This is a genomic window from Microbulbifer sp., assembly GCF_051659245.1.
In the GTDB taxonomy this organism is placed as follows: Bacteria; Pseudomonadota; Gammaproteobacteria; order Pseudomonadales; family Cellvibrionaceae; genus Microbulbifer.
This window is the reverse complement of record NZ_JBOFOC010000077.1, coordinates 1-12,032: the sequence shown is the minus strand read 5'-3', so window position 1 is coordinate 12,032 and position 12,032 is coordinate 1. Positions and strand designations below refer to the sequence as shown.

General features: G+C 62.3%; 12 protein-coding genes. 9 read left to right on the top strand and 3 right to left on the bottom strand.

Going from position 1 to position 12,032, the window contains the following annotated elements:
- Positions 1-26: 26 nt before the first annotated feature.
- Positions 27-896, bottom strand: a complete 870-nt coding sequence (locus ACRC0P_RS07975) for a pirin family protein (protein ID WP_438629664.1) — start codon at positions 894-896, stop codon at positions 27-29.
- Between the two features lie 112 nt (positions 897-1,008).
- Here ACRC0P_RS07975 and ACRC0P_RS07970 point away from each other — a divergent pair, with 112 nt between their 5' ends.
- From ACRC0P_RS07970 to ACRC0P_RS07935, 8 genes are all read left to right on the top strand, one after another.
- On the top strand, positions 1,009-1,896 hold the full coding sequence (locus tag ACRC0P_RS07970) for a LysR family transcriptional regulator (protein WP_438629662.1): 888 nt from the start codon (positions 1,009-1,011) through the stop codon (positions 1,894-1,896).
- Between the two features lie 116 nt (positions 1,897-2,012).
- Entirely contained in the window at positions 2,013-2,414 is a 402-nt protein-coding gene (locus tag ACRC0P_RS07965; RefSeq protein WP_438629660.1) for a DoxX family protein, read from the top strand.
- Between the two features lie 66 nt (positions 2,415-2,480).
- Positions 2,481-3,452 carry a glutathione S-transferase family protein gene (locus ACRC0P_RS07960; RefSeq protein ID WP_438629658.1) on the top strand — a complete coding sequence of 324 codons (972 nt, stop codon included), beginning with the start codon at positions 2,481-2,483 and terminating at the stop codon, positions 3,450-3,452.
- A 59-nt stretch (positions 3,453-3,511) separates the two neighbouring features.
- The gene (locus ACRC0P_RS07955; RefSeq protein ID WP_438629656.1) at positions 3,512-3,937 is read left to right on the top strand and encodes a secondary thiamine-phosphate synthase enzyme YjbQ; all 426 of its coding nucleotides are present in this window, start codon (positions 3,512-3,514) and stop codon (positions 3,935-3,937) included.
- Positions 3,938-4,306: 369 nt separating this feature from the next.
- Positions 4,307-4,924, top strand: a complete 618-nt coding sequence (gene gstA / locus ACRC0P_RS07950) for a glutathione transferase GstA (RefSeq protein WP_438629654.1) — start codon at positions 4,307-4,309, stop codon at positions 4,922-4,924.
- A gap of 67 nt (positions 4,925-4,991) precedes the next feature.
- Positions 4,992-5,966 carry a GIY-YIG nuclease family protein gene (locus ACRC0P_RS07945; RefSeq protein ID WP_438629652.1) on the top strand — a complete coding sequence of 325 codons (975 nt, stop codon included), beginning with the start codon at positions 4,992-4,994 and terminating at the stop codon, positions 5,964-5,966.
- Positions 5,967-6,026: 60 nt separating this feature from the next.
- Complete coding sequence (locus ACRC0P_RS07940) at positions 6,027-6,767, top strand: DUF3800 domain-containing protein (RefSeq protein ID WP_438629650.1); 741 nt, start codon at positions 6,027-6,029, stop codon at positions 6,765-6,767.
- Positions 6,768-6,941: 174 nt separating this feature from the next.
- The gene (locus tag ACRC0P_RS07935) at positions 6,942-7,205 is read left to right on the top strand and encodes a hypothetical protein (protein ID WP_438629648.1); all 264 of its coding nucleotides are present in this window, start codon (positions 6,942-6,944) and stop codon (positions 7,203-7,205) included.
- A gap of 17 nt (positions 7,206-7,222) precedes the next feature.
- Here ACRC0P_RS07935 and ACRC0P_RS07930 read toward each other — a convergent pair whose 3' ends face one another.
- Both ACRC0P_RS07930 and hexR read right to left on the bottom strand, forming a co-directional pair.
- Positions 7,223-8,479 (bottom strand): multidrug effflux MFS transporter, encoded by a 1,257-nt coding sequence (locus ACRC0P_RS07930; RefSeq protein WP_438629646.1) that lies wholly within the window; start codon positions 8,477-8,479, stop codon positions 7,223-7,225.
- Positions 8,480-8,636: 157 nt separating this feature from the next.
- Complete coding sequence (gene hexR / locus ACRC0P_RS07925) at positions 8,637-9,491, bottom strand: transcriptional regulator HexR (protein WP_438629643.1); 855 nt, start codon at positions 9,489-9,491, stop codon at positions 8,637-8,639.
- A gap of 200 nt (positions 9,492-9,691) precedes the next feature.
- Here hexR and uvrD point away from each other — a divergent pair, with 200 nt between their 5' ends.
- Positions 9,692-11,905, top strand: coding sequence for a DNA helicase II (gene uvrD / locus ACRC0P_RS07920; protein WP_438629641.1), 2,214 nt, complete (start codon positions 9,692-9,694; stop codon positions 11,903-11,905).
- The last annotated feature ends 127 nt before the right edge of the window (positions 11,906-12,032 follow it).

Genomic DNA, 12,032 nt, shown 5'->3' with positions numbered 1-12,032 from the left:
TGGCCCGCTCCTACAGGGGAAGGCGGTCAGTCGGTGAGTGTGCCGTTATTGTAGTCGCGCAGCGCCTGTTCGATTTCCTCACGGCTGTTCATCACGAAGGGGCCGTAGTGGGCGATGGGTTCGCGCAGGGGCAGGCCGTGCAGGCACAGCAGGCCGGCTCCCTGGTCTTGGGCGCGCAATTGTAGCGATTCGCCGGCGCCGTACAACAGCATATTGCCCCGCGAAATGGCGCCGCGCTCAGTGACCAGCGCACCGCGATAGACGAACACCAGCGCGCTGTGTTCTTCCGGCAGCGACAGCTGCACCTCGGCGTTCCCCGCCAGTCGGATATCCGCCACCGCCGCCTCGGCCGCCGCGTCCGTCAGTGGCGCAGGTTTCTCCTCTCCGCCGATATTCCAACGGCCGGCGACCAGGCGGATCTGTGAGCCCTGCCCGTCCAGCGGCAGCTCGGGAATCTCCGCCGCCTGGATATCCCGCCAGGTGGCTTTATTCATTTTGTCCGCGGCGGCCATATTGATCCACAGCTGGAAGCCGTGCATTCCGCCCTCTCCCGCCGCCGGCATCTCCGAGTGCACAATGCCGCGCCCGGCGCGCATCCACTGGGCGCCGCCGGTGGATACGGCGCCGCGATTACCCAGGTGGTCGCGGTGCTCGAACTCCCCGTTCAGCATATAGGTGAGGGTCTCGATGCCCCGGTGCGGGTGCGGGGGGAAGCCGGCGATATAGTCGTCGGCGTTGTCCGAGCGGATCTCGTCCAGCATCAGGAAGGGGCTGAAGTCCGGGCTCTGGAAGCCGGCCACGCGCTGGATTTTCACCCCCGCGCCGTCGGCGGAAGCCTGGCTGGCGACGACCCGCAGCAGCGGGCGGGCGCCGGGTCTGAGCGTAAACTCTCGCATAAATACCTCCGGTTTGAGGCCAGTATATGCCACCTTATTCGATAAAAAATGGCAAATACTCGCATCTTATGTTCGAATAAATCGGTTAATAAAGCATGGATAGAGAATCCCTATGGCCAAGGTAACCCTCGAACAGTGGCGCATGTTCCAGTCGGTGGTGGAGCACGGCGGCTTCTCCCAGGCCGCGCAGGCGGTGCACAAGAGCCAGTCGTCCATCAACCACGCGGTGCACAAGCTGCAGGAGAGCCTGGGGGTGGCGCTGCTGGAGGTGCGAGGGCGCAAGGCGGAGCTGACCGACGCCGGGCGCATCCTGCTGGCCCGCGCCGGCGGCCTGCTCGACGAGGCGGAGGCGCTGGAGGCGGTGGCCGACAGCCTGGCCGGCGGCGAGGAGGCGGTGCTCACCCTGGCGGTGGACGTGATCTTCGATTACGAGTGCCTGCTGGGTGCCGTGGAGCGCTTCGCCGAACAGTTTCCCCACACCCGCCTGGAATTGCGCGAAACGGTGCTGTCCGGTGCCGAGGAACTGCTGCTCCAGCAACAGGCGGACTTTATCCTGTCCGCTCGCGTGCCCCAAGGGTTTGTCGGCGAGCCGGTGGCGCGGGTGCGCTTCCTGCCGGTGGCCCACCCGCAATATCCCCTGCATCACCTGGGCCGCCCGGTGGCGCGCAAGGATCTTAAGAACTGCCGGCAGATAGTGATCCGCGATTCGGCGGTTAAAAATCGCCAGGATGCCGGCTGGTTGGGTTCCGACCAGCGCATCACCGTCACCAACGTGCAGACCTCCATCGACCTGATCGAGCGCGGCCTCGGCTTCGCCTGGCTGCCGGAGACGCGCATCCGCGATTCACTGTCTGCGGACCGGCTGTTGCCGCTGTCCACCGAGGAGCCCTGGGAGCGCAGTGTCACCGTCTACCTGGTGTACGCCGACGCCGACAAATGCGGCCCCGCCGCCGGCTACCTGATCGATGTGCTGCGGCAGGGCCTGGGGCCGATGGATTAGGCGCTATTAAATCGAAAGCTTTCCGCGAATTTTTGCGGTTTTTTCAGTGAAAAATAGAACTACACTGGCGGCAGTTGAGCTATCACTTATTGATGATCTCAAGTGAGGATTCAAAGATGGCTGAAGGAAATTTCTGTGATTGGAGCAAGCTGCTCGGCCGCGCGATGATGGCGGTAATGTTTGTCCTCGCCGGCTGGGGCAAGATCGGCGGCTACGGGGAAACCCAGGCCTACATGGAATCTGCCGGTGTCCCGGGCGCACTGCTTCCCCTGGTGATCCTGGTGGAGCTGGGCGGCGGCCTGGCGGTGCTGTTCGGCTTTCTCACCCGCTGGGCGGCCCTGCTGCTGGCGCTGTTCACCCTGGTCACCGCCGCGATGTTCCACTACGTGCCCGACGACCAGATGCAGATGATCAACTTCATGAAAAACATCACCATCGCCGGCGGCTTCATTATCCTGGCCTGCGCCGGTGGCGGCAGGCTCAGCCTGGATCACATCTTCTGGCACAAAAATAAATAGCGATCCCTGTGCGCGGGTGGAAGCCCGCGCACTTCCTATGAACAATCCATTCACGGGGAGATAGCCTTGGGTTTACTGGTGAAAGGCCAGTGGCGGGACCGTTGGTACGATACGGACAAAAGCCACGGCGAATTCGTGCGCGAGGCCGCCCAGCTACGCAACTGGATCACTGCGGATGGCAGCGCCGGCCCCAGCGGCGAGGGCGGCTTCCCGGCGGAAAAGGATCGCTACCACCTCTATGTCTCCCTCGCCTGCCCCTGGGCGCACCGCACGCTGATCTTCCGCAAACTGAAAGGGCTTGAAGACACCATCGGCGTGTCGGTGGTGAGCCCCTATATGCTCGAGCACGGCTGGACCTTCGATACCGATGAGGGCAGCAGCGGCGACGCCCTCTACGACTCCGACTACCTGCACCAGCTGTATACCAGGAACCGCAGCGATTACAGCGGCCGGGTTACCGTGCCGCTGCTGTGGGACAAACAGCGCGAGCGGGTGGTCAGCAACGAGTCATCGGAAATCATCCGCATGTTCAACAGCGCCTTTAATGAGCTCACCGGCAATGACGACGACTACTACCCGCGGGAACTGCGCGGTGATATCGACGCAACCAACGACATCGTCTACGAAAATGTAAACAACGGCGTCTATCGTGCCGGCTTTGCCACTACCCAGGAAGCCTATGAGCACGCGTACGAGCGGCTGTTCAGCACATTGGACCAACTGGAACAGCGACTGGGAAACAACCGCTACCTGACCGGCGACCGGATCACCGAGGCGGACTGGCGCCTGTTCACCACCCTGATCCGCTTCGACGCTGTCTACCACGGCCACTTCAAGTGCAACAGGCAGCGCCTGGCGGACTACGAAAATCTCTGGGGCTACCTGCGCGAGCTGTACCAGTGGCCCGGCGTTGCCGGCACGGTGGATTTTCACCATATCAAAACCCACTACTACGGCAGCCACGGCAATATCAATCCCACCGGCATAGTGCCCAAGGGGCCGGAGCTGGACTATTCGGCTCCCCACCATCGCGGTTGATACCATAGGCTGGGTCCGGCGCGGCGGCGCCCCGGGCCACCGATCAACCGAGGGGAGCAATGAGAATGAAATCCCACCGCAAGGAACTCTGGTTCAACACCCAAAAACGCACCGAATTTATCAACATCACCCCACAGGTGGAGCAGACCCTGCGCGAGAGCGGCATCCGCGAAGGCCTGTGCCTGGTCAATGCGATGCATATCTCCGCCTCGGTGTTTGTCAACGACGATGAACCCGGCCTGCACCGCGACTTCGAAAAATTCCTCGACGAACTGGTGCCCTACGGGCCCATCGACCAGTACCGCCACAACGACACCGGCGAGGACAACGCCGACTCCCATATCAAGCGCCAGCTGTTCGGCCGCGAAGTGGTGGTCGCGATCACCGGCGGTGAACTGGATTTCGGGCCCTGGGAGCAGATCTTTTACGGCGAGTTCGACGGCAGGCGCAGGAAGCGCGCGCTGGTAAAAATTATCGGCGATTGAGGGCAAGAACAGTCTGCGCGATCCTCTATAGGTGCGCCCTGCGCACCTTTATATCTCCTCGATAAATATGCGAAGTATCTACTCCCTCCCTGTAGGAGCGGCCCATGGCCGCGATCGGCGGTGCTACGTATACGTAAGCGAAGGCCGATCGCGGCCATGGGCGGATGGCCGCGCCGCCGCTCCTACAAGGGGAGATATTGACGATCCCGTTATCCACGGGGTGAGTAGTTACTATGCGAAAAGCACACGCAGCAGTACGGCCGCCATTCCGGTCCGGGATTTCCTACCCGCAGTGATTCCCCAATTTTTAGCGTTGGGCAAGCGCCTATACTCAAGCGCAGCCACCACTGACACTGAAGGAGTATCGCGATGAACCTCTATTACGCCCCTGGCGCCTGTTCTCTCTCCCCCCATATCGTCGCCCGCGAGGCCGGGTTGGATATCGACCTGTGCAAGGTGGATTTGAAGAGCCACCAGTTGGAGAGTGGCGCCGACTTCACCGAGATCAACCCGAAGGGGTATGTCCCCACCCTGCAATTGGAAGGCGGTGAAGTGCTCACCGAGGGGCCGACTATCGTGCAGTTTATGGCGGAGCAGAAGCTGGACGCCGGCCTGCTGCCGGAGAGCGGCAGCCTGGACCGCTACCGCGTCCAGGAGTGGCTGAATTTTATCTCCTCGGAGCTGCACAAGGCCTTCGCGCCGTTATTCTCGGGTGCGAGCGATGAAGAAAAACAGAAAGCCAAAGAGCAGATCCGTAAGCGTTTCGACTATGTGGAGAGCCAGCTGGACGGGAAATACTTGGTGGGCGACCGGTTCACCGTCGCCGATGCCTATCTGTTCACCATCGCCAACTGGCTGGATCAACACAACATCGATACCTCGCTCTGGCCCAAGCTCCAGGCCTACCAGAAACGGGTGGCCGAGCGCCCGGCGGTACGGGAGACGCTGCGCGAAGAGGGGTTGCTGGAGGAGCAGACGAAGGAATAGCGGCTTGCCCCGCCGCCCCATCCCCGGTAATTTGGTCCGCTAAGCCTGATTGCAGGGAGGCAATATTTTGACAACCACAACAAACCCCGGCCGCAGCATCCGCCTGTTCCTGGTGGACGGCTCCCCCACCGGCCTGCTCACCGCAGAGATTATGAACTGGACCGGCCATGTGCTCACCGGCCCGCGCGCGAAACTGGGCGAGCTGGTGCGGCGCCCCGAGGTGGCGCGCACCGGGGTCTATTTTCTGGTGGGGCCGGACCCGGACAACAACCTGCGCCCGCTGGTGTATATCGGCGAGTCCGACGACGTGAGTGCGCGGCTGAAGGACCACAACCGCCCGGAGACGGTCGATGGCCCCGAGGGCAAGGGCAGCAAGGGCGGCAAGGACTTTTGGGAGAAAGTGTGCCTGGTCACCAGCAAGGACCAGAACCTGACCAAGGCTCATGTAAAGCACCTGGAGAGCCAGCTGATGCGCTTGGCGCGCACGCTGGGCCGTTGCACCCTGGTCAACGGCACTGACCACGACTATATCAACCTGCCGGAGGCGGACCTGGCGGATATGGCCTTCTTCCTGGAACAGATCCGCACCGTACTGCCGGTGCTCGGCTTCGATTTCCTGCGCGACACCGCCCGCCCGCCGGCAAACAGCGAACCCGCGCAACCGCCGCAGGAATCTCCGCACTTTGCTCTGGAACTGCTCAAGCACGGTGTGCGTGCCGAGGCGCAGGAGGTAGATGGCGAGTTTATTGTGCTCAAGGGCTCCAGGGCCCGGGAGGACTGGGTGGGTGTGGACGGCGGCTACCAGAACCTGTTCCGCCAGATGGTGGAGGACGGTGTGCTGGCTCCCAGCGGGAGCGGGCCCAGGCAGTTTACCAGTGACTGCGCCTTCTCCAGCCCCAGCGCCGCTGCGGCGGTGGTCTGTGGCCGCAGCGCCAACGGTCGTATCACCTGGATCAATACCGCCACGGGACAAACTTACGGCGCCTGGCAGGATCAACTGGTCAGTTCTGCCAATTTAGAGGAAGAGATTGACTTCGCCTGATGATAAAGCGGGGCAATCAACGTAAAGTTGGGCTTATCAATTCGTGACCGGCAATTGCGCATGGAAGGCTTCGGCGATTACATTGTCTATGTGGACGAAAGTGGAGACCACAGTCTGCACAGTATCAATCCGGACTACCCGGTGTTTGTATTGGCATTCTGTTTGATTCACAAAGAGAGTTATCTGAATCAGGTAGTGCCACAGGTTCAGTCCCTTAAGTTCCGCTATTTTGGCCACGATATGGTGGTGCTGCACGAGGCGGAAATCCGCAAGTCCCGCGGCCCCTTCAATATCCTGCTTAATGCTCAGGTGCGTGAGCAATTTATTGCCGACCTTTCGAACATAATCGAGCAGGCACCTTTTACGCTGGTGGCCAGCTGCATTATGAAGGAGGCGTTCGTGCGCCGCCGGGGTACAGACGGCAACCCCTACCATGTGGCCATGGAGTTCGGCTTGGAGCGGGTTTATATGGAATTGCAACAACTGGGTCAGCGCGGGCGGCCAACCCATGTGGTATTTGAGCAGAGGGGGCTGCAGGAAGATACCGCACTAGAGTTGGAGTTTCGGCGAATTATGGATCAGTCGCGACTGGAAGGCTTGGGCGATACCCTGGACATAGTGTTGGCGAACAAGAAAACCAATTCGGCGGGCTTGCAGCTGGCAGATATGGTTGCCCGGCCCATTGGCCGATACCTGCTTGATCCGGATCAGCCCAATCGGGCTTTCGATACTCTGCAGGGTAAGTTTCGCCGCGATACGCGGAATCAAATCGGGGGGTGGGGGCTGAAAGTCTATCCCTAAAAACAAAAGGCCCCGACGCATTCGCCGGGGCCCATTGCCGATCGGGCATTCCCAATCCATTGGGAAATACTAGTGCCATACCGGGGTGGTTTCAAGCGCGTCCGGCTGGTGGATAGTGCCGGTGCCGTAACGGTAACGATAACTGATTGATTATAAAGAAATTTTGGGAATGCCATGGCAGACAGCCGAGAATCACAGTTTCAGCGCGATATCATCGACGCCATGGTCACGGCCGGCTGGCTGGAGGGTCACGCCGGCAACTACGATCGCGCCAACGCCCTTTACCCCGAGGACCTGGTCGGTGATGGCCCAGGTGCGCAACCATTGGACGCGATGGGAGATAACGAGAAGCTGTCCCTCCCCCTGTTGGAAAGCGAAGAAGCCGGGAAACAATTCGCATTGCTGATCCTGCGCTTGCTTTCCGGCCGCTTGGTATAGGCGCCGACAGATTTGATTTAGCGGCGGGGGAGCGGGGTCAATGGTTCCTCGATCTCGATCGGCTTCCGCGCCCGTGCCACAAACACCACCGCCAGCAGCGCCACCGCGGCACAGGCCAGCATGGAACCCGCGATGGGCACCAGGGTGCCGGTATGCAGGCCGTTCACTATGCCGCCGAGCAGGCCGCCGGTAATGAAAATGGTAGCGCCGTAGAGGGCGTTGGCGCTGCCGCTGATCTTGGGGAAAAACTCCAGAAAACAGGCCGTGGCATTGGGGCCGGTGATACCGATGCAGGCTATCACCAGCACCAGCGGTACCATCCACAGCAGGATTTCCTTCACCCCGGTCAGGGTGCCCAGCAACAGCAGACCGCAGCCCAGCCCCTGCAAGATAATTCCCACCAGCAGGATATTGCGCGGCTCGAAAAAATTCAGCAGGCGGATATTCACCTGCACCATGCAGATCAACCCCAGCACGCAGGTGCCGAAATAGATCGGGAAGTGGCTTGCCGGCACTTCGAAAAACTCGATGAATACAAAGGGCGCAGTGGTGATATAGATAAACATGGAGCCACTGACGCAGGACTGGGCGGCGAGGAACCCCAGTGCCCGCCGGTTGCGCAGCACCTGGCCGTAGTTGCGCACCAGCGAACTCTTCGACGTACGCTGGCGCCGGGCGCGGGAAAAGCGCGAAACCGTCTCCGGCAGTAGGAAGCGCACCAGCACCAGCATGGCGGCGCCGTACAGCATCAGGAAAATAAAGATGCTCTGCCAGCCGGCGGCGGTCAGCAGCAGCGAGCCGATCACCGGTGCAATCAGCGGCGCCACCAACATCATGGTGCTGATCATGGAAATAATCTTTGCCGCCTCGCGCCCGTGGTAGAGGTCGCGCACGATCGCCGCGCAGATCACCGTGGCGAAGCCGCCGCCGATGGCCTGCAGGAAGCGCAGGATAATCAGGTGGTCCACATGGCTGGCAAACAGCACCATCAACGAGGTGGCGATATACACCAGCAGGCCGATGGTCCCCACCAAGCGCCGGCCCCAGCGATCCGACAGGGGCCCGCCGAGCAGCTGGCCGATGGCGAAGCCGAGCAGGAAACTGGATACCGAGTGTTGTACCCGGGCAACGGCGGTGCCCAGGGCGTCGGCCATGGCCGGGATCGCCGGCAGGTAGCTGTCGATGGAAAAGGGCGTCAGCGCCACCAGCGCCGCCAGCCACACCGCCAGCCAGCGCGGCGGGGTCTTGTGGGCGGGCACGGAAATCGGCGGCATAGGTATCGGCTCTGGTACAGCGGTGGCAGTTCTCCGGCGGGGAGCCGGCAGCGGCGTCGGACTTTTGAACAGAAGTCTTTGCGGGGGTGCCATGGTAGCGGTGCGCCCCTTGTTTCGCCAGCGACCGCTCCTACCGGGCAGAAACATCTTCAAGCGCTCAGGGTTTGTCTTCCCTCAGGCTGTACAGCCCCTTCTTGAGCTTGAGCAAATGCTCCTGCAACTGTGGCCCCTTGCGCTGGGCCACGCCGATGGCGAGCACGTCGATCACTACCAGGTGGGCGATGCGCGAGGACAGCGGGGTGTAGATCTCGATATCCTCTTCCACATCCACCTCCAGAGGAATGGTCGCCTCCCGGGCCACCGGCGAGCCGCTGGGCGCCAGGCCGATCACGGTGCCGCCCTGCTCCTTGACCATTTTCATGGAGTGCAGCAGCGCCTTGGTGCGCCCGCTCTGGGAGATGGCCACCACCACGTCGCCGGGCTCCATGGACATGGCGGACATATTCTGCATGTGGTGGTCGGAGTGGGCCGCGGTGGCCAGTTGCAGGCGGAAGAATTTGTGCTGGGCGTCCGCGGCCACCGCGCCGGAGGCGCCGAAGCCGAAGAATTCCACCCGTTTCGCGGCGGCGATGACGGTGACCGCCGCCTCCAGCGCGCGGGCATCTATCTTGTCGCGCACATTGAGCAGAGTGTCGACCGTGGAGTCGAACACCTTGCGCTTGTACTCGGCGATGGTGTCGGTGTCGGTCACGGCGATCTGGCCGAAGCTGGGGCTGGAGGCCAGCTGCTGGGCCAGGTTCAGCTTGAACTCCTGGAAGCCGGAACAGCCTACCGCGCGGCAGAAGCGCACCACCGTCGGCTCGCTCACCTGGGCCTCGGTGGCCAGGTCGACGATGCGCATATGGATGATCTCATCCGGATTGGCGAGGATATACTCCGCCACCTTGCGCTCTGATTTGCGCATGGATGACAGATGTTCGCTGATTTTCTGCGTGACTTCCGCCGGTTTCACGGGACTTCCTTCTACGAGCCGGATTGCGCAGTTTAGCGCCTGCTCACGCCACTGGCGAGCTTCGACTCCGGAATCCGTAGGGTGCGCCGTGCGCACCATTGCCGGGCCGGTGCGCGCGGCGCACCCTACTGGAGTCCCGGGTCTCCAAAACCTGTTTATTTACCCAGGTATCCCCTCCGCCTCTGGTACAATCCCCGCCCATGGACGTATCGCAGATTCTAGACCCCCTCAACGACGCCCAGCGCGAGGCCGTAGCCGCGCCCCCGGGTAACCAACTGGTACTGGCCGGTGCCGGCTCCGGCAAGACCCGTGTGCTGGTGCACCGTATCGCCTGGCTGATGCAGGTGGAGGGGGCATCCCCCTACTCCATCCTGGCGGTCACCTTTACCAACAAGGCCGCCCGCGAGATGCGCGGGCGCATTGAGGAGCTGCTGGGGGTAAACACCTTCGGCATGTGGGTGGGCACCTTCCACGGCCTGGCCCACCGGCTGCTCAAGGCCCACTGGAAAGAGGCCAACCTGCCGCAGAACTTCCAGATCCTCGACTCCGACGACCAGCTGCGCCTGATCAAACGGGTGCAGAACGACCTGCAACTGGACGAATCCAAATGGTCGCCGCGGGAGACCCAATGGTGGATCGGCTCGCAGAAGGACGAGGGCCTGCGCCCGCACTACATCAATGCCGGCGGCGACCCCTGGCTGCAGACCATGGTGCGCATCTATTTCGCCTACGAGGAGACCTGCCAGCGCGGCGGCCTGGTCGATTTCGGCGAGCTGCTGCTGCGCGCCCACGAGCTGTGGCTGAACAACGACAGCGTGCTGGCCCACTACCGCCGCCGCTTCCCGCATATCCTGGTGGACGAGTTCCAGGACACCAACACCATCCAATACGCCTGGCTGCGCCTGCTCGCCGGTGACCAGTGCCATATCACCGCGGTGGGTGACGACGACCAGTCCATCTACGGCTGGCGCGGGGCCAAAATCGAGAATATCCAGCACTTCGCCCGGGATATGCACGACGTGCAGATGGTGCGCCTGGAGCAGAACTACCGCTCCACCGCCACCATCCTCAACGCCGCCAACGCGGTGATCGCGAACAACGCCGGGCGCCTGGGCAAGGAGCTGTGGACCAATGGCGAGGAAGGCGAACCCCTCGCGGTCTACGCCGCCTACAACGAACAGGACGAGGCGCGCTTTATCGTCGACCGCATCGGCGACTGGGTGCGCGACGGCAACCGCCGCGACAGCGTGGCCATCCTCTACCGCTCCAACGCCCAGTCGCGGGTACTGGAAGAGGCCCTGCTGCGCGAGCAGGTGCCCTACCGCATCTACGGCGGCCAGCGCTTCTACGAGCGCATGGAGATCAAGAATGCCCTCTCCTATATGCGTCTGATCGCCAACCGCGACGACGACACTGCCTTCGAACGGGTGGTGAATACCCCCACCCGCGGCATAGGTGCGCGCAGCGTCGAGGCGGTGCGGTCTTATGCCCGCGAGCACGGTAGTTCCCTCTGGAAAGCCGCGACGCAGATGATCGAGCAGCGCGTATTGTCCGCGCGTGCCGGCAATGCATTGCAGAGCTTTCTCAACCTGGTGGAGCAACTGGCCGCGGATGCCGAAGACAAACTGCTGGATGCGATCGCCGAGGATGTGATCGAGCGCAGCGGCCTGCTGGAATTCCACGGCAAGGAAAAGGGTGAAAAGGGCCAGACCCGGGTGGAGAACCTGCAGGAACTGGTCAGCGCCTGCCGAGCCTTCGATGGCATCGACGTGCCCCAAGGCGGCGATGATGGCAATGATGAAGAGGAGCCGCCGCTGCTCAACCAGTTCCTGGACAGCGCCGCGCTGGACGCCGGCGAGGGCCAGGCGGACGAGTTCGAGGATGCGGTACAGCTGATGACCCTGCACTCCGCCAAAGGCCTCGAGTTCCCGCTGGTGTTTATGGCCGGGGTGGAGGAAAACCTCTTCCCGCACAAGATGTCCGCCCAGGAGCCCGGGCGCATGGAGGAGGAGCGGCGCCTCTGCTATGTGGGCATCACCCGCGCGATGCAGAAACTGTACATCACCTACGCGGAAAACCGCCGCCTGTTCGGCAGCGAGACCTACAATAGCCCGTCGCGCTTTATCGCCGAAATTCCGCCGGAGCTGGTGCACGAGGTGCGCCTGAAAACCGAGATCTCCCGCCCGCTGTTCAACCCGAACTACGGCAAGATCGGCAACCTGTCCGACCCGGCCCCGGACTTCGACGACCTGCCGCCCCTGGCTCTGGGCGGCCGCGTGGAGCACCCCAAATTCGGCGAGGGCACCGTAATACAGTTCGAAGGCAATGGTCCCCGCGCCCGGGTGCAAGTCAACTTCGACGACGCGGGCAGCAAGTGGCTGGTGGTGGCCATGGCCAAACTCCAGCCGCTTTAACCTGGGAGCGCCGAGCTGTTTATTGGCGCTGAAGGCTCCAGCTCCGCAAACGAGCCGCAGGCCCGCCAGTAGGAGCGGCCCATGGCCGCGATCGGACTTCGCGAAAACCACTGATCGCGGCCATGGG